This is a genomic window from Streptomyces sp. NPDC026246 (assembly GCF_055567995.1).
This window is the reverse complement of sequence record NZ_JBVHPJ010000007.1, coordinates 394,091-418,141: the sequence shown is the minus strand read 5'-3', so window position 1 is coordinate 418,141 and position 24,051 is coordinate 394,091. Positions and strand designations below refer to the sequence as shown.

The window sequence follows — 24,051 nt, the reverse complement described above, 5'->3', positions numbered from 1 at the left end:
CGTTGAACAATCCTCTACGGTGCTGGACAAGGCGCCGCGGCCCCACCCCCGGCGCCGACCGCTTCGTACGGCACGGCTCACTCTCGAAGCACCCTCCGTCCTCACTCTGCGAGGTGCCCATGAGCACGACCCCTCCACCGCAGGCACTGACCGACGACCCACCCGGCAAGGCCGCCGGACCCGGCCCGGACACCGGGGCGCTGGGCTGGCTGCGCGCCCTGGGCCCGCGGGGCCGCCGCGCCTTCGCCGGTGCCTTCGGCGGCTACGCCCTCGACTCGTACGACTACTTCACGCTGCCGCTGAGCATGGTCGCGCTGTCCGCGTACTTCGGCCTGGACAGCGGCCAGACGGGCCTGTTCACGACGGTCACCCTGGTCGTCTCGGCGATCGGCGGCGCCCTGGCGGGAGTTCTCGCCGACCGCGTCGGCCGGGTCAAGGCGCTGATGATCACCGTGATCACCTACGCGGTGTTCACGGTCGCCTGCGGTTTCGCGCCCAACTACGAGACGCTGCTGGTCTTCCGCGCCCTGCAGGGCCTCGGCTTCGGCGGTGAGTGGGCGGTCGGCGCGATCCTGGTCGCCGAGTACGCGAGCGCCAAGCACCGGGGACGCACGCTGGGGGCGATCCAGAGTTCCTGGGCGGTCGGCTGGGGCCTCGCCGTGATCGTCTACACCACCGTGTTCTCCCTGGCCGACGACGACCTGGCCTGGCGGATCATGTTCTGGACCGGGGCACTGCCGGCGCTGCTCGTGATCTGGCTGCGGCGCAGTGTCCACGACGCGCCCGAAGCGGCCGCCGCCCGTGAACAGAGCGCGGAGAAGGGGTCGTTCACGGCCATCTTCAAGCCGGGCCTGCTGCGCGTGACGCTGTTCGCCGGGCTGCTGTCGACCGGTGTGCAGGGCGGCTACTACACGCTGGCGACCTGGGTGCCGACGTACCTGAAGTCCGAGCGCGACCTGTCGGTCGTCGGTACCGGCGGTTACCTGACGTTCCTCATCTCCGGCGCCTTCATCGGCTACCTGACCGGCGGTTACCTCACCGACAAGCTGGGCCGGCGGCGCAACATCTGGCTCTTCGCGCTGCTGTCGGCGCTCTGCATCCTGGCGTACGCGAACATTCCCGGCGGCGCCAACACCCTGCTCCTGGTGCTGGGTTTCCCGCTCGGGTTCTGCATGTCGGCGATCTTCAGCGGTTTCGGCTCCTACCTGAGCGAGCTGTACCCGACGGCGGTGCGCGGTACCGGGCAGGGCTTCACGTACAACACCGGGCGCGCGGTGGGTGCCGTGTTCCCGACGACGGTGGGCTTCCTGGCCGACAGCTGGGGCGTGGGCGGCGCGCTGGTCTTCGGCGCGATCGGCTACGGCATCGCGGCACTGGCCCTGCTGGGCCTGCCCGAGACGCGCGGGACGGAGCTGGCATGAACCGTACGAGCACCGAGGACCGTCCCCTGCTCCTGGTCGACGAGCACGCGCGCGCGTGGAGCCCCGCAGCGGCCCGGGCCCGCTTCCGGGACGGCCTGACCGGGCCCACGGCCGGGGTCGCGGCGGGCCACACCCAGGTCAACCTGATCTCCGTGCCCGCCGACTGGGCCTACGACATGCTGCTGTTCTGCCAGCGCAACCCCAAGCCCTGCCCCGTCCTCGACGTCACCGACGCCGGCTCCTGGACGACCGTGCTGGCCGAGGGCGCCGATCTGCGCACGGACCTGCCGCGCTACCGGGTGTGGCGGGACGGCGAGCTGGTCGACGAGCCGACCGACGTGCGCGCCCACTGGCGGGACGACCTGGTGTCGTTCCTCATCGGGTGCAGCTTCACCTTCGAGTCGGCGCTGGGCGAGGCCGGTGTGCCGATCCGCCACGTCGAGCAGGGGCGCAACGTCCCGATGTACGTGACGAGCCGGCAGTGCCGGCCTGCGGGGCGGCTGCACGGCCCTCTGGTCGTGTCGATGCGGCCGGTGCCGCCGCGGCACCTGGCGGCGGCGATCCGGGAGACCAGCCTGCTGCCGGCGGTGCACGGCGCTCCCGTGCACTGCGGGGACCCCTCGGGGCTCGGCATCCGCGACGTGGGCCGTCCCGACTTCGGCGACCCGGTGGACGCGGAGCCGGACGACATCCCGGTGTTCTGGGCCTGCGGGGTGACCCCGCAGGCGGCCGTCATGGCCTCGCGCCCGCCGTTCGCCCTCACCCACGCCCCGGGGCAGATGTTCCTCACCGACGCCCGTGACGAGCAGTACCGCGTGCTCTGACAGGAGACACTGGAACCATGGCCTGCATCGATCTGAACGCCGACCTCGGCGAGGGCTTCGGCCGCTGGCGGCTCACCGACGACGAAGGGTTGCTGTCGGTCGTCACCAGCGCCAACGTGGCGTGCGGCTTCCACGCCGGGGACCCGGTCACGATGCGCCGGGTGTGCGAGCTGGCGGCCGCGCGCGGGGTCCGGATCGGCGCGCAGGTCTCCTACCGGGACCTGGCCGGGTTCGGGCGGCGCGCGATGGACGTGCCGCCCGCCGAACTGGCCGCCGAGGTCGCCTACCAGATCGGCGCCCTGGAGGTGTTCGCCCGTGCGGCGGGCGCCCGCGTCGCCTACGTCAAACCGCACGGCGCGCTCTACAACAGGGTCGTGCGCGACGAGGAGCAGGCCGCCGCCGTCGTCGACGGCGTGCTCCTGGCGGACGCCACCCTGCCCGTCCTGGGCCTGCCCGGCTCGCGCCTGCTGGAACTGGCCGCGAAGGCGGGACTGCCGGCCGTCACCGAGGCGTTCGCCGACCGCGCCTACACCGACGCCGGCACCCTGGTGCCGCGCACCGAGGAGGGTGCCGTGGTCAGCGACCCCGAGGAGGTCGTCGGGCGGTCGGTGGACCTGGCCCGGGCCGGGAGCGTCGTCGCCCGCTCGGGCACGCGCATCGAGGTACGCGCGCGTTCCCTCTGCCTGCACGGCGACACGCCCGGCGCGGTGGACCTGGCCCGCCGGGTGCGCCGGCGGCTGGAGGCGTCGGGGGTCGACGTGGAGGCCTTCGCATGAACGTGCTGCCCGCCGGCGAGGACGCCCTGCTCGTCGAGGTCTCCTCGGTCGACGAGGCCCAGGCCCTGCACGCCGAGCTGCTGCGCCGCCGCGCCGAGGGCTCGCTGTCCGCCCGCGAGATCGTGCCTGCGGCCCGTACGGTCCTGCTGGACGGCCTCGACTCCCCGGCCCGGCTGGCCGCCGAACTGACCGCCGCCGAGCTGCCGCCCGCTCCCCCGCCCGCGCGCGAGGTCGTCCGGATCCCGGTGCGCTACGACGGCCCGGACCTGGCCGACGTCGCGGCCCACTGGGGCGTGCCCGAGGCGGAGGTCGCCCGGATCCACGCCGGAACGGAGTTCCTGGTCGCCTTCTGCGGCTTCGCGCCCGGCTTCGGCTACCTCACGGGGCTGCCGTCCCGCTACCACGTCCCGCGCCGCTCCACCCCGCGCACGGCCGTCCCGGCCGGGTCGGTGGCGCTGGCGGGGCCGTACACGGGCGTGTACCCGCGTTCCTCGCCGGGTGGCTGGCAGCTGATCGGCACCACCGACGCCGTGCTGTTCGACCACGCGCGCGTGCCGGCCGCGCTGCTGGCGCCGGGCACCCGCGTGCGGTTCGTCCCCGAGGCGGGATCATGACCGACCGGGCGCTCGCCGTCGTACGGGCCGGGGCCCTCACGACCGTGCAGGACCTCGGCCGGCCCGGCCACGCCCACCTGGGTGTCCCGCGCTCGGGCGCCCTGGACCGTCCCGCGGCGGACCTCGTCAACCGGCTGACCGGGAATGCGCCCGGGGCGGCCGTGCTGGAGACGACCCTCGACGGCTGCGCGCTGCGGCCCCGCTCGGACGTCACCGTGGCCGTGGCCGGTGCGCCCTGCCGCGTCACGGTGGGCGGCCGGCCCGCGGCCTGGGGCGCGCCGCTGCGCGTCCCCGCCGGCGCGCTGCTGGAGATCGGCCGGGCCTTGACCGGCGTACGGACCTATGTCGGTGTCTGCGGGGGCGTCGCGGTCGAGCGCGTGCTCGGCAGCCGCTCGACCGACCTGCTGTCGGGGCTCGGTCCGCCGCCGCTCACGGACGGGGCGGTCCTCCCCCTGGGGCCGCCCACGGGCGTGCACGCACGCGTGGACGTCGCCCCGCAGCCGGCGCCGCCGGCCGAGTTGGTCCTCAGGGTGACCCTGGGGCCGCGCGACGACTGGTTCACGCCGCACGCCGTCCGCACCTTCGTCTCCCGCCCCTACCGGGTCTCCTCCGCGAGCAACCGCATCGGGCTGCGCACGGAGGGGCCCGCCCTGGAGCGGGCCCGGGCCGGGGAGCTGCCCAGCGAGGGGATGGTGCTGGGTGCCGTCCAGGTCCCGCCGGACGGCAGGCCGGTGGTGTTCCTGGCCGACCATCCGACCACGGGCGGCTACCCGGTGATCGCCGTGGTCCGCCCGGCCGACCTCCCGGCCGCCGCCCAGGCGTCCCCCGGCACACCGGTCCGCTTCGTGGCGGTACGCCGCCGCTGAGCCGCCGGGTGCGGGGCCCCGGGGCCCGTCGGCGAGGTCGTCTGTTCCGTTACGCGGGCCTGGGCCTTTCAGCGCCGACGCCGTCAACCGGGGCAAGAGGTCGTCCCCGGTGCGGCGGGGCCGCGCGAGGACCGCGCGGGCAGCGCCTCCTGCGGACCGGGCGGCCGGGATCGTCGCCGACGGCCATGCCGTGCATGCGGTCCAGCCTGCAGGGGGAACGCCGAGGTCGAGGGGCCGGCCACGTGGACGAGGTCGCGGGTGTCGTCGCCGCGCCGCGCGACGGTCGGGCCCGGCCCGGGGCCTTCCGGCCCGGAGTCACCGGGCCGCGCAACGGTCGAGCCCGCTCCGGGGCCTTCCGGCCCGGGAGTCACCGGGCGTTCATCCGCGCGGCGAGCCGCGGCCCGTGTGTGGTGCGGCAGGGGCTACACGGTCGTGTCCCCGGGACCGATCCGGCTGCGTACGGCCGTCTGCACCTCGGCCTCCTCGGCCGGGTCGGCGGCGAGCCGGCGCAGTCGTTCCACGACGCGGGCGTCGCCGGTCTCGGCGTGCCGGGCGGCGAGTTCGCGGGTGGTCTCCTCGCAGTCCCACAGGCACTCGACGGCGAAGCCGGTGCCGAAGGCGGGATCGGTGGCGGCGAGGGCCCGGGCGGCCCGGCCGCGCAGGTGGGAGGAGGCGGTCTCGCGGTAGATGTGCCGCAGCACGGGGGCGGCGCAGGCGAGGCCGAGCCGTCCGGTCCCGTCGACGAGGGTCCACAGGGTGGGGGCGTCGGGGCCTTCGCCCCGCACGGCCTCCCGCAGTGCGGCGAGGACGAGGTCGCGGTCCCGGGCGCCGCCGCGGCAGGCGAGGACGCGCCCGGCGGCGGCGCCCAGCGCGTCGGGCCGCCGGGCCCAGCCGCGCGCCCGGTCGACGGCGGCCGGCGAGCGCATGCGCTCGAAGGCGTCGACGGCGGCGTCGACGACCAGCGGCGTCCCGGAGGACACGGCCTTCTCGATCAGGTCGAGGGCGTCGGGGTCGCCCATATCGGCGAGGTAGCGCAGGGCCGTGCAGCGGGCCCCGTCGCCGCCGGTCTCGGCCGCCAGGACGATCTCGGCGCGGTCCTCGGGACCCGCGACGGCGCTGAGACAGCGGGCGGCCGGCACATGGAGTGCGGCGCCCCGGTCGATGCCCTGCTGAGCCCACTCGAAGACGGCCTGCACGCTCCAGCCGGGGCGTGGCCCCGTCGGCCGCATCTGCCGCTGCCAGCGGTCGAAGCTGCCGGTCTCGTGGGCGGCACGCACGCGTGCGGAGACGGACTCGCGGGGATCCTCGGCCCACAGCCGCCAGGGGCGGGGCTCGAAGGCGTCCCGGACGGTGGCGGCCAGCTCGGCCTCGCCCTCCGGGTCGGTGGCGAAGCGCGCGAGGACGGGGGCGGCGAGGGCGCGCAGGCCCGCGTCGTCGTCCCTGAGGGCCAGCTCGTCGAGCGCCCAGGCCCAGTTGGAGCCGTGGGCGGCGTACCGGCGCAGCAGGTGGAGCGCGTCGCGCCGGCCGTAGGAGGCGAGGTGCCCGAGGACGGCGAGGGCGAGCCCGGTGCGGGACTCCTCGGTGTCCAGGACGTCCTCGGCACCGAAGAGGTGGGCCTCGATCTCGTCCAGTTCGCCGTGCAGGTCGAGGTAGAGCCGGGCGTAGTAGAGGGAGCGGTTCTCCACCTGCCAGTCGTGGCGGGGATCGCGCAGCACGCAGTGGTTCAGTGCCGCGAGCGCCTCGGGGCGCGGGGCGGTGAGCGCGTGCAGTGTGCCGTCGCCGCGGCCCCGCTGGAGCAGGCCGAGCAGCGTACCGCTGGGCGCTATGACCGGATCGAACATGGGAAACAGCCTCACATCAAGCGTCGACGCAACCGGGGACGTGTACTACCTGGCCGCGTGACAACACGTCGGAGTGCCCGCCGTTTCCTGCTTGCTGTAAGCCATCTTCCTCTGCCTCTCGTCGGTGGCCCCTGCGGGCCGCGTCACGGCCCGCGCGGTGCGGCAACTCCTGCCCAGCCATCACGTCCGTGAACCACGTCGTCATGATGACCCGGCGCTTCCGTCCACCGCGACCGAAATTTCGGCGGCCCCGTACCGCCTCCCCCGTTTTCTGTGTCGTTCCAGGTCAGACTGGTCGCGTCACAGCTCGCCGAACAGTTCGAGCAGTTCCGTCCGGCCGAACATGCGCGCGGTGTCGACGGCCGAGGGGGTGCCTGCGGACGGGTCGGCTCCGCCTTCGAGGAGGGCCTTGACGACGTCCGTCTCACCCTTGAAGGCCGCTCCGGCGAGCGGTGTCTGGCCCCGGTCGTTGATCCGGTCGGCGTCGGCGCCGCGGCCGAGCAGGGCACGCACGGCGTCGGAGTGGCCGTGGTAGGCGGCGAGCATCACGAGCGAGTCGCCGCGGTCGTTGGTGAGGTTGGCCGGGACGCCCGCGTCGACGTACGCCACGAGTTCCTCGGTCCGTCCCCGCCGGGCCAGATCGAAGATCTTGGTCGCCAGCTCCACGACCCCGGGGTCGGGGACTTCGGTCATCGGCCGGACCACCTCTCCACTACGCGTCACATCGGGTGCGTACGCCTGCGCGTGCGGCAGCCGTACGAGTGAATCGCCAGGGTACTGGCTCGTGCGGCACATGACCCGATGTGCCCGAGGTAAAGATCACCGCAGACGGCGGACGGCGCAACAGCCCGGCTCGCCCGCGCCCGAGGGCCGCTCCGCCGACCGGGGGAAATAGTCCAGTTTTCACCCAGTTGCACCTTTTATCGTATGGATACATGCTGTGAGCCTGGAAGTACTCATGGTGACTGTCCCCGCGAACCAGGAGAACTCACATGATCCTCTCGATCTCAGGCGTGGTCCTGCTCGGCATCGTCGTCTTCATCTTCTTCCGCAAGGACGGGCTGAAGGCATCACACGCCGTGGTGGCCATGCTCTTCGGCTTCTACCTCGCCAGCACGGCCATCGCGCCGAGCATCAAGGCGGGCGGCGAGAGCCTGGCGAGCCTCCTCGGCGGAATCAAGTTCTGACGACCCCGCTCCCCGTACGCATCCCGCCCGTACGCACCCACTGGAGGCAGTAGTGGCCCGGCGCCCCCTCCCCCGCATCCTGAGCAACGGCGGCGCGCAGCTCGCCCGGAGCCGGGAGCTGGCCCGGACGGCCGCCGACAGCGCCACGGACGTCCTCCATCCGCTGATCACGATCGCGCGCGGTCTGCGCCGGCTGGCCGGAGCCGGGCGGCGCAGGTGGACGCAGACACCCAAGGAGAGACGGGGAGCGCTGCTGTTCCTCGTCGCCTCGGTCGTCCTGGTCGTGGCACTGGTGCCGTACGGGCCGCTGCTGGCCGCCATCACCCTGATGGCGGCCGCGGCCTGGCAGGGACGGGACCGCTCCCCGGCGGCATCCGACGGGCCCGACGAGTCGCAGACCCAGCGTCTGAAGTCGCTGTACGAGGCGCTGGTGCCGTACTTCTCCACGGCCGAGGACCCCGAGCCGTTGTATGCGCACGGCGGGGCGTGGGACAAGGCCTTCCCCACCTACGCCTTCGACGGCGCGGGCCGTGTCTCCCAGCTGGTGGTGCGCTACCCGGCGTACTTCACCGACGGCGAGGCCGAGTCCCGTGCACGCATCGAGCACCTCCTCGCGGCCAAGTCCGGCCGGGGCCGCGAGTACCACTTCACGTGGGACGAGGAGGGCAACCAGCTGACGCTCGGGGTGCTGACGCCGCTCCCGGTCGACATCACCGCCCAGCGCTTCGTCACCGCGCCCGGCGAGACCGTCCTCGGTTTCACCGACTCCGCGCAGGTGCGGCGCACCCTCCCCGTCGGTTCCGGCGAGCGGCAGCGCGACGTCCCCCCGGTGGTCTGGCGCACCGGCCTGCGCTCCACCGAGCCGCACCTGCTCGTCCTCGGCCAGCCCGGCAGCGGCACCTCCACGCTGCTGCGGTCCATCGCCCTGCAGGCCCTCCAGCACGGTGACGTGGTGATCGTGGACGGCGGCGGCACCGGCGAGTACGCCTGCCTGACCGGCCGGGACGGTGTCCTGGCCGTCGAGTGCGGACTGGCCGGCGCCACGGCGAGCCTGGAGTGGGCCGCGACCGAGACGGAGCGCCGTCTCATCGCGGCCAACCGGGCCCACCAGGCGGGGCACCCGCCGCCGGAGGACACCAGGCGACCGCTGTGGGTCCTGGTCGACCGCCCCACCGCCTTCACCCACCTGGCGGCGGCCGACGACCGCAAGGATCCGCAGACCCTGCTCCAGGTCCCCCTGCGCCACGGCCGTCCGGCGAACGTGACGGTGGTCGTCGCCGACCAGCTCGACGCGCTGGACGCCCTGGCCGAACCGGTCCGCCAGCACACCCGTGCCCGGATGGTCCTCGGCCCGGCGACGGCCGACCAGCTGCAGACGGCCCTCGGCGCCCCGCCGCAGTCCACCCCCGTCGACCAGGCCCCGCCCGGCCGCGGTTACGCCCGGCTCGGCACCGGCCCGGTCCACCGCCTCCAGGTCCCCGCCACCCCGAACCCATTCGACGACGCGGCTCCCGAGGCGCACCGCGAGGCGGTCCGCGCCCTCCTGCCGCCCCGGACGACACCGGCGGACGGGGAGACGGTCCCCGAGCCGGACGGGGCGGACGGCACACCGGAGCCGCTGCCCGCGGACCTGGACGAGAAGCCGGTGGCCGCGGCGGCCGAGCCCGCACAGCGGACGGGCGAACCCGTGGCCGTGCTGTCGAAGGAGCCCGCGCCGGCTCCGGTCCGGCTGATGACCAAGGGCCCCGCACCGACTCCCGTGCAGGTGATGGCGAAGGGCCCCTTGCCGACGGCCGTCCAGGTGGCGACGAAGGGGGCCGTGCCGGCAGCGCTCCCCGTACGGACGGGCACCGCCACCCCGGACGCCGCCCCGGCGGAGGCCACCCCCGCCTCCCCGGACCCCGCTCCCACGGCGGGACGCCCCGCTCCCGCTCCTGCTCCTGCTCCCGCCCAGGCCGGTACCTCCGCGCCGGTCCCGGCCCACGCCCCCTCCGGTGAGGAGCCCGGGCCCGCTCCCGCGCCGGTCGCGGCCCGGGAGCCGCTGACGAACCCGGTCCCCGCGCTGGCGAAGCCGGAGCAGCCGGAACACCCGTAGCCGCCCGCCCGCAGGCCGAGAGCGGTTCCTCCCTCAGGGAGGAACCGCTCTCCTCGTCGTCACGCCACGAACGTGCGCGGCGGCTCCGCGCCGCCGACCCCGCCCGACTCCACCAGCGCGGCCGCCGCGGCGAGTCGTACCGCCGCCTCCTCGGCCACCGCGCCGCCGACGGTGAACGGCAGCCGCACATATCCCTCGAACGCGCCGTCGACCCCGAACCGCGGCCCGGACGGCACCCGTACGCCGACCCGCTCCCCCGCCTCGGCGAGCCTCGATCCCGAGAGCCCGCCGGTCCGCACCCACAGCGTCAGCCCGCCCTGCGGGACGTCGAACTCCCACCCGGGCAACTCATGCCGCACGGCGGCCACCAGCTCGTCCCGGTTCGACCGGGCCTGCTCGCGCCGCACCTGGACCGCCTGCTCCCAGCCTCCCGTGCCGAAGAGCCAGTTGACGGCGAGCTGCTCCAGCACCGGGGTGCCCAGGTCGGCGTAGGCCCGCGCCGCCACGAGGCTGCGGATGACGTCCGGCGCGGCGCGCACCCAGCCGATCCGCATGCCCGCCCAGAACGCCTTGCTGGCCGAGCCGACCGTGATCACCGTGGACCCGGCCGGATCGAACGCGCAGACCGGGCGCGGCATCTCCACGTCGGGGTCGAGCCACAGCTCGCTCATCGTCTCGTCGGCGATCAGCACGGTCCCCGCTGACCGGGCCGAGTCGACGAGCCGCCGCCGCTGGTCCTCGCCGGCCAGCGCCCCGGTGGGGTTGTGGAAGTCGGCCACGACGTAGGCGATGCGCGGTGCCGCGTCCCGCAGCACCTGCCGCCAGCGGTCCATGTCCCAGCCGGACAGCCCCTCGGCCATCGCCACCGGCACCAGCCTGGCGCCCGCCTCGCGCATCAGCTGCAGGATGTTGGCGTAGGACGGCGACTCGACCGCGATGCGCTCGCCGCGGCCGCCGAACAGGTGGCAGATCGCGTCGATCGCGCCCATGGCGCCGGTCGTCACCATGATCTGCTCGGGCATGGTGGGAATGCCGCGCGCGGTGTAGCGCTCGGCGATCATGGACCGGAGGGCCGGGAGCCCGGCGGGGTAGTCGCCGTGCGTGTGCGCGTAGGGCGGCAGTTCCTCCAGGGCGCCCTGCACGGCCCGGGTGAGCCACGGCTCCGGGGCGGGCAGCGCGGCGCAGCCGAGGTCGATCACCGAGCCGAGCGCCTCCGGCGGCAGCGGCTCCAGCCCCCGGGCGGGCAGCGGGTTCCCGGCCGGAACCGCGGTCCAGCTGCCCGCGCCGCGCCGGGACTCGAGAAACCCTTCGCTGCGCAACGCCTCATAGGCCGCGGCCACCGTCGTACGGCTGACGGACAGGGCCAGGGCGAGTTCCCGCTCGGCGGGCAGCCGGGCGGCGACCGGGACGCGGCCCTCCAGCACCAGCAGGCGGATGCCGTCGGCGAGGGCACGGTAGGCCGGGGGGCGGCGGGTGCCGGGCCCCGCGGGGCGGTCCTGCTGGGAGTTGAGCAGACGGGCGAGCTGCGCCGCCCCCACGGCCGAGGTCCACTGTGCCATCGGAATCAGTCCACCTTCCCCGGATTGGCCCTGGATGGCCGCTCCATCCACGCCACAGGGTGTCATGTGTCAGTCCATTACCACCACCAGGGGGGCACATCATGGCCACGCGGGGGCATCTCACCCGGCGGCTCGTCCAGCTCTACGCCGGGCTCGCGCTGTACGGCGTAAGTTCGGCGCTGCTCGTCCGCTCCGGGCTGGGCCTGGAACCGTGGAACGTGCTGCACCAGGGCCTCGCGGAGCTCACCGGGCTGTCGATCGGCGTCGTCCTGACGATCGTGGGCGCCGCGGTGCTGCTCGCGTGGATCCCGCTGCGCCAGCGTCCGGGCCTGGGCACGGTCTCGAACGTCCTCGTGATCGGCATGGCCATGGACGCGACCCTGGCCCTGGTGCCCGACGCGCACGGCTGGGCGCTGCGGGTGGGCCTGATGGTGGGGGGCATCTTCCTGAACGGCGCGGCGACCGGCCTCTATATCGCGGCCCGGTTCGGTCCGGGCCCGCGCGACGGCCTGATGACCGGGCTGCACCAGCGCACGGGTGTCTCGATCCGCCTGGTGCGCACCGGCATCGAGCTCACCGTCGTCGCGACCGGCTTCGCCCTGGGTGGCACGGTCGGGATCGGGACGCTGCTGTACGCCGTGGCGATCGGTCCGCTGGCCCAGGTGTTCCTGCGTTTGTTCGCCGTCCCCGCGCCACCCGTCGGCAGCCCGGTCGTTGCCACCGGTCGACCCCGACGGGCGATACTGCGTCCGTGACCCCGCGGATACGCCACCCCTACCTCGACCATCCCGGCCCGATCGCCTTCGCCCACCGCGGCGGGGCGGCGGACGGCCTGGAGAACACCGTGCGCCAGTTCCGGTGCGCCGTCGAGGCGGGCTACCGGTACATCGAGACCGACGTCCACACCACCCGGGACGGCAAGCTCGTCGCCTTCCACGACGCGACACTGGACCGGATGACGGACGGCGCGGGCCGGATCGCCGACCTGCCCTGGCAGGAGGTACGGCAGGCCCGGGTGGCGGGCGCGGAACCCCTCCCCCTCTTCGAGGAACTGCTGCAGACCTTCCCCGACGTGCGCTGGAACGTGGACGTCAAGTCGGAGGCCGCCCTGCTGCCCTTCCTCGACCTGGTCGGCCGCACGGGCTCCTGGGACCGGATCTGCCTCGGCTCGTTCTCCGAGGCGCGCGTGGTGCGCGCCCAGCGGCTGGCCGGCCCGCGCCTGGCCACCTCGTACGGCACCCGGGGGGTGCTCGGTCTGCGGCTGCGTTCCTGGGGACTGCCCGCGTCGGTGCGCCGGTCGGCGGTCGCCGCGCAGGTGCCGGAGGTGCAGTCCGGCATCCAGGTCGTGGACGGCCGCTTCGTCCGCGCGGCCCACGCGCGCGGGCTCCAGGTGCACGTGTGGACCGTGAACGAACCGGAGAGCATGCACCGGCTCCTGGACCTCGGTGTGGATGGCATCATGACCGATCACATCGACACACTGCGCAAGGTCATGGAGGACCGCGGCGTCTGGGTCTGAGACCCCGGGCTCGGCCGGCTGCGCGCGTCTCACGGGGAAGCGAGGGCACGGGTGGGTACGGACACCGTGCGGACACCGCCGGCCGACGGGGCGGGGCTCCGACGCGAGCAGCGCGGCTGGTACTTCTACGACTGGGCCTGCTCGGTCTACTCCACCAGCGTGCTCACCGTCTTCCTCGGCCCCTATCTCACATCGGTGGCCGAGTCGGCCGCCGACGCCGGCGGTTACGTCCACCCGCTCGGCATCCCGGTGCGCGCCGGGTCGTTCTTCGCCTATTCGGTGTCGTTGTCGGTGATCGTGGCGGTGCTGGTGATGCCGCTGGTGGGCGCCGCCGCCGACCGCACGGGCCGCAAGAAGCCCCTGCTCGCGGCCGCCGCATACACCGGCGCCGGTGCGACGACGGCCATGTTCCTCCTGGACGGCGACCGCTATCTGCTCGGCGGCGCGCTGCTGGTCGTGGCCAACGCGGCGCAGTCGGTGGCGATGATGCTGTACAACTCCTACCTGCCGCAGATCGCCCCGCCGGAGCAGCGGGACGCGGTGTCCTCCCGGGGCTGGGCCTTCGGTTACGCGGCCGGCTCGCTCGTCCTGATAGGCAACCTGGTCCTCTATACGGGGCACGAGCGCTTCGGCGTCTCCGAGAGCATGGCGGTGCGCATCTGCCTGGCCTCGGCGGGTCTGTGGTGGGGCGCCTTCGCCCTGATCCCGCTGACACGGCTGCGTGATCGCGCCACGGCCCGGCGCGAGGCAGCGCTGCCGGGCTTCCGGCAACTCGCGGCGACGATCCGGGACATGCGCCGCCACCCGCTGACCCTCGCCTTCCTGCTCGCCTACCTCGTCTACAACGACGGCGTCCAGACGGTGATCTCCCAGGCCTCGGTCTACGGCTCGAAGGAACTGGGCCTCGGGCAGTCCACCCTCATCGGCGCGGTCCTCCTGGTGCAGGTGCTCGCGGTGGCCGGGGCGCTGGCGATGGGCCGGCTGGCCCGCACCTACGGTGCCAAACGGACGATCCTCGGCTCGCTGATCGCCTGGACGCTCACCCTGGCGGCCGGATACTTCCTGCCCGCCGGGGCGCCCGTGTGGTTCTTCGTCCTGGCCGGCGGGATCGGACTGGTCCTCGGCGGCAGCCAGGCGCTGTCCCGCTCCCTGTTCTCCCACCTCGTCCCGCCCGGCAAGGAGGCCGAGTACTTCTCCGCCTACGAGGTGAGCGATCGCGGCATGAGCTGGCTGGGGCCGCTGCTGTTCGGGCTGACGTACCAGCTCACCGGCAGTTACCGGGACGCGATCATCTCCCTGGTGGCCTTCTTCGTGATCGGGTTCGTGCTGCTCGCGCGGGTCCCGGTGCGGCGTGCGATCGAGGAAGCGGGGAACCCGGTTCCGGACCGGATTTAGCACTGAACGCGAAAGGGCGGTAGTGTACGCGTTTGGCCTGCCAGGCGTACCGTTACTGCGCGTCAAAGATGTCGAAACGCTGGGTTACATCTGGCATCAGATGTGACAAACCGGGCGCTGGTGGGTACAACAAGGGCGGCTACGACGGCGACGCATGACCCGGAACGGGACTCGGAACGGGAATCTTTACCGCCGACCGGACGTTGACCGGATGACGACGACAGCGACACCTGTCCTGTGGGCGACAAGCCCGGGAGGCACGATTCATGAGTGAGCGAGCTCTTCGCGGCACGCGCCTCGTGGTGACCAGCTACGAGACGGACCGCGGCATCGACCTGGCCCCGCGCCAGGCCGTGGAGTACGCATGCGAGAAGGGGCACCGCTTCGAGATGCCCTTCTCGGTCGAGGCGGAGATCCCGCCGGAGTGGGAGTGCAAGGTCTGCGGGGCCCAGGCACTCCTGGTGGACGGCGACGGCCCGGAAGAGAAGAAGGCCAAGCCCGCGCGTACGCATTGGGACATGCTGATGGAGCGGCGCACCCGCGAGGAGCTCGAAGAGGTCCTCGAGGAGCGTCTGGCGGTACTGCGCTCCGGTGCGATGAACATCGCCGTTCATCCCCGGGACAGCCGCAAGTCGGCCTGACCCGACCCGGCCTGGTCGGATTGATCAGCGCACATCGGTAACCGAGGGCGCCGTACGAACTGTACGGCGCCCTCGGTTTTTGCGCGCCCTCGGTCCGCGCTCCCGCGCCCTCGATCCGTGCGCGGGTCCTGTGCGGTCAGTGCGTCAGCGGCGGACGCTGCTGCGGGGCGTCACCGCCCGGCTCGTCGCGGATGACCTCGCCCTGGACCACCTTGCCGTCGGGCTGATGGATGCGCGCCTGCCGGAAGACCCCGCCCAGGGAGCCCGGGTCGGCCTCGCGGAGTTTGCGCTCGAAGGTGCGCTCGGCGGAGCGGCTCACGGCCTTCTGCACCGGCGGCAGCAGCAGGAGCAGACCCACCGCGTCCGACAGCAGCCCGGGGATGATCAGCAGCAGGCCGCCCAGCATCATCAGGCCGTTGCCCTCACTGGCCGGCCGGGCCGCAGCGGGCGCCGTCCCGCTCTGCTGCTGTTGCAGCGTCTCGGAGAGGTTGCGGAACGCGCGCCGCCCGGCCCGCTTGATCACCACCGACCCGGCGACGAGCCCGGCGAGCAGGACGAGGAGCACCACCAGCGCGCTCGACGCCCCGGCGACCAGCGTGAGCAGCCAGATCTCCACCACGAGCCACACGGCGACGCCCAGCGGCAGGAACGTGCGCAGCCGGGAGCGCCGGGGCCGGGTGGGGTAGGGAGTCTGAGCGCCAGTCGTCATGCCTCCAGTGTGCCTGGCCCCGGCTCAGCACGGGATAAGCGCCCGATCAGGCGCTCGTGCGCGGGGCGGCCGCTCCACGACGCCACGACGTGCGGTGCGGGCGGTCCGGCGGCTCGCGCCCGATCGCTTGCCGCCGTCTCGGGAACGCCGGTCACGGCACCGTTGGTGCGGCGCTCCCGCGTCGCCGGTCGCCACGCTGCCGGAGCGGCGCGCCCCGGTCACCGGCCGCGGCACTGCCGGGCGGCACTCCCCGGCCGCCGGCCGCCGCACTGCCCGGGCGGCACTCCCGCGTCACCGGTCACCGCGCTGCCGGAGCGGCGCTCCCCGGCCGCTGGCCGCCGCACTGCCCGGGCGGCGCTCCCGCGTCACCGTTCGCCGCCCAACCGGGCGGCGCTCCCCGACCGCCGGCCGGGACGAGCGGTCCAGCTGCTGCCCGCGGCCACGGACCTGCCGGACGTTCCAGACGTTCCACCGGCAGCGGGCCGCCGAGCCGCCCGGGCGCCGCACCGGCCCCCGGCCGCGTCGCGGCCGCTGCGGCGGCTACGGCTTGGTGGGCTTGCCGCCGCGGCCCGTGACCTTGCCGACCCTCTCCCCCACGCCCCACGCCGTGACCCGCCACAGCGCCTCGACGAGGATGTCCCGGCTCATCTTGGAGTCACCGAGCTCGCGCTCGACGAAGGTGATCGGTACCTCGACGACGTGGTAGCCGGCCTTGACGGCGCGACGGGCCAGGTCGACCTGGAAGCAGTAGCCCTGGGACGCCACCTCGTCGAGGCCGAGGCCCTCCAGGGTCTCGCGGCGGAAGGCCCGGTAGCCGCCGGTGATGTCGCGCAGCGGCAGGTCGAGCGCCAGCCGGGAGTAGAGGCTGCCGCCCCGGGAGATGACCTCGCGGGAGCGGGGCCAGTTCACCACCCGGCCGCCGGGCACCCAGCGCGAGCCCAGCACCAGGTCGGCGCCCTTGAGGGCGGTGAGCAGCCGGGGCAGCTCCTCGGGCTGGTGGGAGCCGTCGGCGTCCATCTCGACCAGCACGCCGTAGCCGTGCTCCATACCCCAGCGGAAGCCCGCGAGGTAGGCGGCACCGAGGCCCTCCTTGCCCTTGCGGTGCAGCACGTGGACGTGGTCGTCCTCGACGGTCAGCTCGTCGGCCAGCTTGCCCGTGCCGTCCGGGCTGTTGTCGTCGGCCACGAGCACGTGCGCCTCGGGGACGGCCTTGCGCACCCGGCCGACGATGCTCTTGATGTTCTCCGCCTCGTTGTAGGTCGGGATGATCACCAAGGCCGTGCCGAGCGGGCCGAACTTCCTCCCCTGGGCTCCTGCCGCGAGGGTTCCGTCGCCGTCGTTCACTGATGCCCCTTCATGTCCATATGCAGGGGTCCACCATAGTGCGCCCGGCCTGCGATGACGTGACCGGACGTTCGAATCGTGGTGCCGGACCCGCGGGACAGGGGCGGGACGGCCCCCTCCGGAGGCGGTGTGCGGCGGATGGGGGCCCGGCGCCCTTCGGGCCGACCTGGGATCCGCCGGCTGCGGATCGACCGAAAGCCGTTGTCTACTGAGCGCCCGGGCCCCACCCGGGTCACACCTCCCCGACCCGCCGGAACGTTCCCTCGGCGCTGCTCCGGCCTGAGCCTGGCTCCCAGTGGCGGTGCCCCGGTGCGGCACACCGTCCCTGACCCGGCGGCGCCGCGGCGAGTGCTCGGACGTTCCCCGGTCGGGCGTCCGGTGGTGGACTCCGCAGAACCTACCGGCACGTTGCGGCTGCCTGTCAACAGTCGCCTGACCTGCCCTTTTCGTCTCGCGGCCCTGGTCAGGGCAGAGGACGCGCAGGTCGCGCGCCGGGGGCGTGGCGCACGGTTTCCCGCGCGCCACCCCCGTAGATCACTCGCCCGGCCGTACGAAGACCGTGCGTCCGCCGACGACGGTGCGCAGGCATACCGGCAGCTCACGGCCCGGGGTCAGGTCGGGCAGACCCGGGGTGCCGGAACGCGGGTCGGTGGACCAGCGGGCGACCCGGTCGTCCGGCGCCTGCACCACCAGCTCGCCGGTGCGCCACACGGCGTAGTCGGCGGGCGCGCCCGGGACCAGGACGCCGGCGTCGTCGCGGCCCACCGCCCGCCAGCCGCCGCGCGTGTGCGCCGTGAACGCGGCGCGCACGGAGACGCGGTGCTCCGGCGTGCGGTGGAAGGCGGCCGCGCGGACCGTGCCCCACGGGTCGAGCGGGGTGACCGGGCTGTCGGACCCGAAGGCGAGCGGGACTCCGGCGCGCAGCAGGGCCGCGAACGGGTTCAGGGTCCTGGCGCGCTCCACTCCGAGCCGCTGGGCGTACATGCCCTCGTCGCCGCCCCACAGGGCATCGAACGCGGGCTGGACGGAGGCGGTGAGACCGAGTTCGGCGAAGGCCGCGACGGCCTCCGGGGTGAGCATCTCGGCGTGTTCGACGCGGTGCCGGGCGGCGCGGACGCGCGCCAGGCCCAGCTTGTCCGCGGCGGCGCGCACGCCCTCGACCACGGCGTCCACGGCCGCGTCGCCGATGGCGTGGAAGCCGGCCTGCAGCCCGGCCTCGGTGCACGCCGTGACGTGCGCGGCGACCGCGGCGGCGTCGAGGTACGCCCGGCCGGTGTGCGCGGCGTCGGCGTACAGCTGGTGCAGGCAGGCGGTGTGCGAGCCGAGGGCGCCGTCGACGAACAGGTCACCCGCGGCGCCCACCGCCCCCAGTTCCCGCGCCTTCACGACGTCCTGCTCGGCCCAGTAGCCCACGACACGCGGGCCGCTCTCCCGGGCGGCGAGGCCCAGCAGGCCGGTGAAGTCGTCCTCCGAGGAGATCTCCGGTCCGGCGCACTCGTGGACGGTGCCGATGCCGAGGGAGACGGCGTGCGCCAGCGCGGCCCGCTGCGCCTCGGTGCGCTGCCCTTCGGTGACGGCGCCGAACGCGGCGGCCCGTACGGCGTGGTGGGCGTCGGCCGTGAGCGGTCCGTCCTGGTGCCCGTCCTGGTGTCCGGCCGACGGGACGAGGTCGAGCAGGGCCGTGGTGACGACCGCCGAGTGCACGTCGATCCGGCTGAGGTAGAGGGGGCGGTGCCCGGTGGCCTCGTCGAGTTCGGCGCGCGTCGGGGGCCGGCCGCCGGGCCAGCGGGCGGCGTCCCAGCCGTGCCCGAGCAGCACCCGGTCGTCCGGCCGGGCGGCGGCGAACTCGCGCACCCGGGTGAGGGCAGCTTCGAGGGAGGGGGCGTCCGACAGGTCGAGCCCGGTCAGGGCGAGGCCGGTGGCGGTGGTGTGCACGTGTGCGTCGGTGAAGGCGGGGGTGACCAACGCGCCGTCGAGGTCGATCACTTCGTCGACCCCGTCGGCGAAGGCGTCGGCGGCGCCCTCCGAACCCACCCAGGCGACCTGCCCGCGCTCCACCACCATGGCGGTGGCGAAGGGATCGGCGGGGCTGTGGACCTCTCCGCGGCGGAGCAGGACGGTCTTCGGCGGCACGGGGGACTCACTCATGGACAACAGTGTCACAGGGGCGCGGTCCGCCGAGTCGATCAGGGGCGCGCGGGCAGGGGCGCGCGGGAGACGCCCCGCCCTCTCCCCCGCGGCCGGGGGGCGCGGAACAGGCGGTCAGATCCTGGGCGGACGCGCCTCGTACGGCGTCGACAGGACCACCGTCGTACGGGTGGACACTCCGGCCAGGGACCGCAGCCGGGCGAGCAGTTCCTCCAGCTCGTGCGGTGTGGCGACCCGGACCTTGAGGATGTAGTTCTCGTCGCCGGCGACGCTGTGGCACGCCTCGATCTCCGGCACTCCGGCCAGCCGGTCCGCGATGTCGTCCGGCGCGCTGGGGTCGAACGGCTTCACCGAGATGAACGCCGTCATCGGCAGCCCCACCGCTTCGGGGTCGACGACGGCCGCGTAGCCCCGGATGACACCCCGCTGCTCCAGCCGCCGCACCCGCTGGTGCACGGCCGAGGTGGACAGGCCGGTGGCCTTGCCCAGGTCGGTGTAGCTCATCCGCCCGTCCTTGACGAGCAGCTGCACGATCTGTCGGTCCAGCTCCTCCATGGCGCTAGAACCTACAGGGCGGTTGATCTCCTCGGATACCCGAGCAGTCCAGGTCATGGCCGGTTCGTGCCGCGTGGGAAGGGAGGGGTCCCCCTTCCGGGGGACAAATGCGCCGCAGCGGACACCCCGACCATGGGTGTGACGAACGCCACATCACTCGAACAGTCTCCGTGATGTTCCCGTGATTACCGGGCGGGGGCGACGGGAAGTGCTTGCTGTGGTCGAGGCCGCAGTGCCTGATACGGCCCAGCCCGAGGGGGAGTACCCAATGCAGAGTCTTAAGCGCCCTGGTCGCACCGCACCCAAGCGGCAGCAGCCCGTCGTCGAGCCCGAGCCGGAGGGCGTCGAACCCGACGCGTTCGACGACGAACTCGACGCCTACGACACGTTCGAGATGTTCCGGGTCGTCTGCCCGGACTGCGCGCAGCCCATCGCCCTGCTGGCGGACGAAGAGGTGCTGCCGGAGCACGCGCTGTGCGCCTCGCCGTGGAACCCGTTCGGGCTCACGGTCTGCGCCGGGACCGGCCGCCGGGCCTCCGACGCCCGCCCCGCCGACGAGTCGGTGGAGCCCCAGGAGCAGGACACGGCCCTGCTGCTGACGCTCCCTCAGGGACTGGACTGGCGGATGCAGCCGTTCTCGCACGTCGGCGGCCCGGGCTCGCGCCCGATCAGGGTCCCGGTCATGCGCCGCGCGGCCTGAGCACGGGCCTTCCCGCCCGCTCCTCCCGCTGAGTGACCGTCCCGCACCACGGCACCGGTACGCCGCCGTGGTGCGGGACGAGTGCGTCTCGCGGACGCGGCTGAACGCACGCCCGAATCCATGCCCCGGTGACCTGTCCGGCCTCCGCCGCGTTGCCCTGGTATGACCCCCATCTCCTCAGCGACCGGGCGTCAGCGCCTCCTGTACGTGCCGCCGCCCGCGGAATCGCTTCGGCCCGTCGCGCCGCGCTACCAGGACCCGCCGATCTTCCGCGAGCTGATGCGGACCTGGGCCGAGGGCGGTCGCACCCTCCCGGGCCGGCACGACCCGGAGTGGATGCGGCTCGCGGCCCCCTGGCGGGGACTCGACCAGTTCAGCGTTCCTCTGGACCCACGAGATGGCGGGCGATGACCATCCGCTGGATCTGGTTGGTGCCCTCGACGATCTGCAGCACCTTGGCCTCGCGCATGTAGCGCTCGGCCGGGAAGTCGGCGGTGTAGCCGTAGCCGCCGAGGATCTGCACGGCGTCGGTGGTGACCCGCATCGCCGTGTCGGTGCAGAACAGCTTGGCCATGGCCGCCTGCCGGGCGAACGGCCGGCCCGCGTCCTTGAGCCGTGCCGCCGCGAGGTAGAGCGCGCGGCCCGCCTCGATCTGCGTCGCCATGTCGGCGAGCAGGAAGCGCAGCCCCTGGAAGTCGGCGATCGGCTTGCCGAACTGGCGCCGCTCGGCCGCGTAGGCCGCCGCCTCGTCCAGCGCGGCCTGGGCGACGCCGATCGCGCACGCGGAGATCCCGAGCCGCCCGGAGTCCAGGGACGACAGCGCGATGGCGAAGCCCTGCCCCTCGTCGCCGATGCGCCGGTCGTCGGAGACCCGGACCCCGTCGAAGTGCACCTGGGCGGTGGGCGAGCCCTTCATGCCCATCTTCTTCTCGGGCGCCGCCGCGCTCACGCCCTCGGCGTCGCCCGGCACCAGGAAGGCCGTGATCCCGCGCGGGCCCTCCTCGCCGGTGCGGGCCATGACCGTGTAGAAGTCCGCGACACCACCGTGGGTGATCCAGGCCTTCGTGCCGGTGATCACCCAGTCGTCGCCGTCGCGCACGGCCTTGGTGCGCAGGGCCGCCGCGTCCGACCCGGACTGCGGCTCGGACAGGCAGTAGGCGCCCAGCAGGCCGCCGCCGAGCATCGCCGGCAGATGCTCGACCTGCTGCTCCTTGGTGCCGTAGGCGGCGAGGGCGTAGGAGGCCAGGGAATGCACGCTGACTCCCAGGCCGACGGTGAGGCGGGCCGCGGCCAGCTCCTCCAGGACCTGGAGGTACACCTCGTAGGGCTGGTCTCCGCCGCCGTACTCCGAGTCGTACGGCAGGCCGAGCAGGCCGGAGCGGGAGAGCAGGGTGAACAGCTCGCGCGGGAAGCGGCCGGCGTCCTCCTCCTCGGCCGCCTTGGGGACGATCTCCTGCGCCGCGATGTCGCGGACGAGTGAGATGAGGTCCCGGGCCTCCTCCGTGGGCAGTGGCCGGTCCACCGGCTGCGGGGCGCGGTCGGGCATGGCGACGCTCTCCTCCCTGTCGGGCACTGGCGGACGGGCCCAAGGGTGGGGGCGACGCCGCCGGGTCGATCTGGTGCCTGGCCGATGCTTGCAGTCCCGGGTCGCGGACGCTGCTGACCAGCGGCTGTGCGCTGTGAGTATGCCCGATCGGAGGCATGCCGTCACCAGTTAACGACCGCTTACTTCAAGAAAGGGCCGGACGTCGGCCGCACGGCGAAATTGGTCCGCACCATTGACCCAACTGGTCTAGTCCTCCTACTGTTTCGCTCCACCGACTCACCGCGTTCATGCCAATGGACGCGGTTTCCTCTCCCCCACGAGGAGACACGGATGCACACCCCCCACCCCTCCCGCTTCCGGGCGATCGTGTCCGCGGCCTGTTGCGCCGTCCTGGGCGCCGGTCTGCTGGCCGGCGCGGGCACCTCCGCCACCGCGGCGACCTCGGCTCAGGAGGCCGCCGCCGGCTCGAAGGCCACTCCCCGGGCCGAGGCCGCCGGTTCCAAGGTCCTCGGGTACTTCACGGAATGGGGCACCTACGACCGCAAGTACTACGTCAAGAACATCGAGACGTCCGGCTCGGGCGCCAAGCTCACCCACATCAACTACGCGTTCGGCAACGTCACCGGCGGCAAGTGCGCCATGGGCGACGCCTACGCCGCCACCGACCGGGCCTACACCGCCGCCGAGTCCGTCGACGGCAAGGCGGACACCTGGGACCAGCCGCTGCGCGGCAACTTCAACCAGCTGCGCAAGCTGAAGCAGAAGCACCCGGACCTCAAGGTGCTGTGGTCCTTCGGCGGCTGGACGTGGTCGGCCGGGTTCGGCGAGGCCGCGAAGAACCCGGCCGCCTTCGCCCAGTCCTGCTACGACCTGGTCGAGAACTCCAAGTGGGCCGACGTCTTCGACGGCATCGACATCGACTGGGAGTACCCCAACGCCTGCGGCGCCACCTGCGACACCAGCGGCAAGGCGGCCTTCAGGAACGTGATGCAGGCGCTGCGCGCCAAGTTCGGCTCCAGGAACCTGGTCACCGCGGCGATCACAGCCGACGCCACCCCGGGCGGCAAGATCGACGCCGCCGACTACGCGGGCGCCGCCCAGTACGTCGACTGGTACAACCCGATGACCTACGACTTCTTCGGCGCCTGGGACGCCACCGGACCGACGGCGCCGCACTCCCCGCTGACCTCGTACCCCGGCATCCCCAAGGCGGACAACCACAGTTCGGCGACCATCGCCAAGCTCAAGGGCCTCGGCGTCCCCGCCTCCAAGCTGCTGCTCGGCATCGGCTTCTACGGCCGCGGCTGGACCGGCGTCACCCAGGCGGCTCCCGGCGGCACGGCCACGGGCCCGGCGGCGGGCACGTACGAGCCGGGCATCGAGGACTACAAGGTGCTGAAGACCAAGTGCCCGGCGACGGGGACCGTGGCCGGCACGGCGTACGCCAAGTGCGGCAGCAACTGGTGGAGTTACGACACCCCGGCGACCATCGCGACCAAGATGAACTACAAGAACCAGCAGGGACTCGGCGGCACGTTCTTCTGGGAGCTGAGCGGCGACACCGCGAACGGTGAGCTGATCAAGGCCATCAAGTAGGACCGGAGCGAGGGGCGGAGGGGTCGTGGCGGACCCTCCGCCCCTCACTCATGCCCTGCGGCGGGCCGGCTGCGGGGCAGGGTGCGCGGAGTCCAGTTCCTCGATCGCGCGCAGGGCACCGCCCAGGGTCTTCACGAGCAGCTCGCACATGGTCGCGCGGGCCAGTCCGGGCCGGTCGATCCACTCCAGGGTGGCGCCCTCGACGCTGCACACCCAGGCCAGCAGCGCCATGCGGGCCAGCGGACTGATGTCGGCGCGGCCGTAGGCGCCCTCGGCGATCGTCGTCACGACGGACTCGCGCACCCCGTCGCGCAGCGCGTGCACCTCGGTGTCGAAGCCGACGCCGCCGCTGACGATCGTGCGGTACGCGGCCTGGTTGTGCTCGGCGTAGCGCAGGTAGCTGTCGATGGTGCGCTGGACCCGGTCCACCGGGGGGAGTTCGAGACCGCCGGCCGCCAGCCTGAGCAACTCGGTGACGGAGTCCTGGATGATGGCCAGGTAGTAGCCGCGCTTGGACTGGAAGTAGTAGTAGATCAGCCCCTTGGCGACGTGCGCCTGGCGGGCGATGTCGTCCATCGACAGGGCGTCGTAGGAGGTGTCGGCGAACAACCTCCGCCCGATGGCGATGAGTTCGGCACGACGTGCCGTCGAGCGCTCGGTCCCGCGGGCTCTGGGGCGCGCGGCGGGCTGGGGGCTGAGGTTCACGGTCGACCCT

At 73.6% G+C, this 24,051-nt stretch carries 21 protein-coding genes and 1 pseudogene; 13 read left to right on the top strand and 9 right to left on the bottom strand.

Annotated elements, in window-relative coordinates; all coding sequences use genetic code 11:
* The first annotated feature begins 119 nt into the window (after positions 1-119).
* From ACZ4M5_RS20445 to ACZ4M5_RS20425, 5 genes are read left to right on the top strand one after another with little or no spacing between them, the layout of a single operon-like run.
* The gene (locus ACZ4M5_RS20445) at positions 120-1,421 is read left to right on the top strand and encodes an MFS transporter (RefSeq protein ID WP_467738699.1); all 1,302 of its coding nucleotides are present in this window, start codon (positions 120-122) and stop codon (positions 1,419-1,421) included.
* Positions 1,418-2,245 carry a putative hydro-lyase gene (locus tag ACZ4M5_RS20440; RefSeq protein ID WP_467738697.1) on the top strand — a complete coding sequence of 276 codons (828 nt, stop codon included), beginning with the start codon at positions 1,418-1,420 and terminating at the stop codon, positions 2,243-2,245. The genes ACZ4M5_RS20445 and ACZ4M5_RS20440 overlap by 4 nt, the downstream gene beginning before the upstream one ends.
* Before the next feature lie 17 nt (positions 2,246-2,262).
* A complete protein-coding gene (locus ACZ4M5_RS20435) occupies positions 2,263-3,021 on the top strand; it encodes a LamB/YcsF family protein (RefSeq protein ID WP_467738695.1) in 759 nt (252 codons plus the stop codon).
* The gene (pxpB, locus tag ACZ4M5_RS20430; RefSeq protein WP_467738693.1) at positions 3,018-3,635 is read left to right on the top strand and encodes a 5-oxoprolinase subunit PxpB; all 618 of its coding nucleotides are present in this window, start codon (positions 3,018-3,020) and stop codon (positions 3,633-3,635) included. The genes ACZ4M5_RS20435 and pxpB overlap by 4 nt, the downstream gene beginning before the upstream one ends.
* Entirely contained in the window at positions 3,632-4,501 is an 870-nt protein-coding gene (locus tag ACZ4M5_RS20425; RefSeq protein ID WP_467738691.1) for a 5-oxoprolinase subunit C family protein, read from the top strand. Before pxpB ends, ACZ4M5_RS20425 begins: the two co-directional genes overlap by 4 nt.
* Positions 4,502-4,923: 422 nt before the next feature.
* On the opposite strand, the gene ACZ4M5_RS20420 is transcribed toward ACZ4M5_RS20425, so the two are convergent.
* On the bottom strand, positions 4,924-6,342 hold the full coding sequence (locus ACZ4M5_RS20420; RefSeq protein ID WP_467738689.1) for a HEAT repeat domain-containing protein: 1,419 nt from the start codon (positions 6,340-6,342) through the stop codon (positions 4,924-4,926).
* A 300-nt stretch (positions 6,343-6,642) separates the two neighbouring features.
* The gene (locus tag ACZ4M5_RS20415) at positions 6,643-7,035 is read right to left on the bottom strand and encodes an ankyrin repeat domain-containing protein (protein ID WP_467738687.1); all 393 of its coding nucleotides are present in this window, start codon (positions 7,033-7,035) and stop codon (positions 6,643-6,645) included.
* Between the two features lie 299 nt (positions 7,036-7,334).
* Between ACZ4M5_RS20415 and ACZ4M5_RS20410 the strand changes: the two genes are divergently transcribed.
* Together ACZ4M5_RS20410 and ACZ4M5_RS20405 are read left to right on the top strand one after the other, a co-directional pair.
* Positions 7,335-7,529 carry a hypothetical protein gene (locus ACZ4M5_RS20410; protein ID WP_030843336.1) on the top strand — a complete coding sequence of 65 codons (195 nt, stop codon included), beginning with the start codon at positions 7,335-7,337 and terminating at the stop codon, positions 7,527-7,529.
* A gap of 52 nt (positions 7,530-7,581) precedes the next feature.
* Positions 7,582-9,195, top strand: a pseudogene (locus ACZ4M5_RS20405) (hypothetical protein); the annotation flags it as partial.
* Between the two features lie 488 nt (positions 9,196-9,683).
* On the opposite strand, the gene ACZ4M5_RS20400 reads toward ACZ4M5_RS20405, so the two are convergent.
* The gene (locus ACZ4M5_RS20400; protein ID WP_467738685.1) at positions 9,684-11,183 is read right to left on the bottom strand and encodes an SCO1417 family PLP biosynthesis transcription factor; all 1,500 of its coding nucleotides are present in this window, start codon (positions 11,181-11,183) and stop codon (positions 9,684-9,686) included.
* A 101-nt stretch (positions 11,184-11,284) separates the two neighbouring features.
* Between ACZ4M5_RS20400 and yczE the strand changes: the two genes are divergently transcribed.
* The 4 genes from yczE (at position 11,285) to ACZ4M5_RS20380 (ending at position 14,738) form a co-directional block, all read left to right on the top strand.
* Positions 11,285-11,938 carry a membrane protein YczE gene (yczE, locus tag ACZ4M5_RS20395; protein ID WP_467738683.1) on the top strand — a complete coding sequence of 218 codons (654 nt, stop codon included), beginning with the start codon at positions 11,285-11,287 and terminating at the stop codon, positions 11,936-11,938.
* Positions 11,935-12,702 (top strand): glycerophosphodiester phosphodiesterase, encoded by a 768-nt coding sequence (locus ACZ4M5_RS20390; protein ID WP_467738681.1) that lies wholly within the window; start codon positions 11,935-11,937, stop codon positions 12,700-12,702. The genes yczE and ACZ4M5_RS20390 overlap by 4 nt, the downstream gene beginning before the upstream one ends.
* A 51-nt stretch (positions 12,703-12,753) precedes the next feature.
* Positions 12,754-14,097, top strand: coding sequence for an MFS transporter (locus ACZ4M5_RS20385; protein WP_467738679.1), 1,344 nt, complete (start codon positions 12,754-12,756; stop codon positions 14,095-14,097).
* A gap of 266 nt (positions 14,098-14,363) precedes the next feature.
* A complete protein-coding gene (locus ACZ4M5_RS20380; protein WP_003977404.1) occupies positions 14,364-14,738 on the top strand; it encodes an RNA polymerase-binding protein RbpA in 375 nt (124 codons plus the stop codon).
* A gap of 136 nt (positions 14,739-14,874) precedes the next feature.
* On the opposite strand, the gene fxsA is transcribed toward ACZ4M5_RS20380, so the two are convergent.
* The 4 genes from fxsA to ACZ4M5_RS20360 all read right to left on the bottom strand — a co-directional run bounded on the left by fxsA (position 14,875) and on the right by ACZ4M5_RS20360 (position 19,494).
* Positions 14,875-15,447 carry an FxsA family membrane protein gene (gene fxsA, locus ACZ4M5_RS20375; protein WP_467738677.1) on the bottom strand — a complete coding sequence of 191 codons (573 nt, stop codon included), beginning with the start codon at positions 15,445-15,447 and terminating at the stop codon, positions 14,875-14,877.
* 540 nt (positions 15,448-15,987) lie between these two features.
* Positions 15,988-16,791 (bottom strand): polyprenol monophosphomannose synthase, encoded by an 804-nt coding sequence (locus ACZ4M5_RS20370; RefSeq protein ID WP_467738675.1) that lies wholly within the window; start codon positions 16,789-16,791, stop codon positions 15,988-15,990.
* Between the two features lie 534 nt (positions 16,792-17,325).
* On the bottom strand, positions 17,326-18,939 hold the full coding sequence (locus ACZ4M5_RS20365; RefSeq protein WP_467738673.1) for an amidohydrolase: 1,614 nt from the start codon (positions 18,937-18,939) through the stop codon (positions 17,326-17,328).
* 114 nt (positions 18,940-19,053) lie between these two features.
* Complete coding sequence (locus tag ACZ4M5_RS20360; RefSeq protein ID WP_004002750.1) at positions 19,054-19,494, bottom strand: Lrp/AsnC family transcriptional regulator; 441 nt, start codon at positions 19,492-19,494, stop codon at positions 19,054-19,056.
* Between the two features lie 268 nt (positions 19,495-19,762).
* Here ACZ4M5_RS20360 and ACZ4M5_RS20355 point away from each other — a divergent pair, with 268 nt between their 5' ends.
* Positions 19,763-20,194 (top strand): hypothetical protein, encoded by a 432-nt coding sequence (locus ACZ4M5_RS20355; RefSeq protein ID WP_467738671.1) that lies wholly within the window; start codon positions 19,763-19,765, stop codon positions 20,192-20,194.
* A gap of 373 nt (positions 20,195-20,567) precedes the next feature.
* Here the strand turns inward: ACZ4M5_RS20355 and ACZ4M5_RS20350 are convergent, their stop codons facing one another.
* Positions 20,568-21,740, bottom strand: a complete 1,173-nt coding sequence (locus ACZ4M5_RS20350) for an acyl-CoA dehydrogenase family protein (RefSeq protein WP_467738669.1) — start codon at positions 21,738-21,740, stop codon at positions 20,568-20,570.
* 330 nt (positions 21,741-22,070) lie between these two features.
* Between ACZ4M5_RS20350 and ACZ4M5_RS20345 the strand changes: the two genes are divergently transcribed.
* Positions 22,071-23,336: a glycoside hydrolase family 18 protein gene (locus ACZ4M5_RS20345; protein ID WP_467738667.1), complete on the top strand. Its 1,266-nt coding sequence runs from the start codon at positions 22,071-22,073 to the stop codon at positions 23,334-23,336.
* Between the two features lie 48 nt (positions 23,337-23,384).
* Here ACZ4M5_RS20345 and ACZ4M5_RS20340 read toward each other — a convergent pair whose 3' ends face one another.
* Positions 23,385-24,041, bottom strand: coding sequence for a TetR/AcrR family transcriptional regulator (locus ACZ4M5_RS20340; RefSeq protein ID WP_467738665.1), 657 nt, complete (start codon positions 24,039-24,041; stop codon positions 23,385-23,387).
* Between the last annotated feature and the right edge of the window lie 10 nt (positions 24,042-24,051).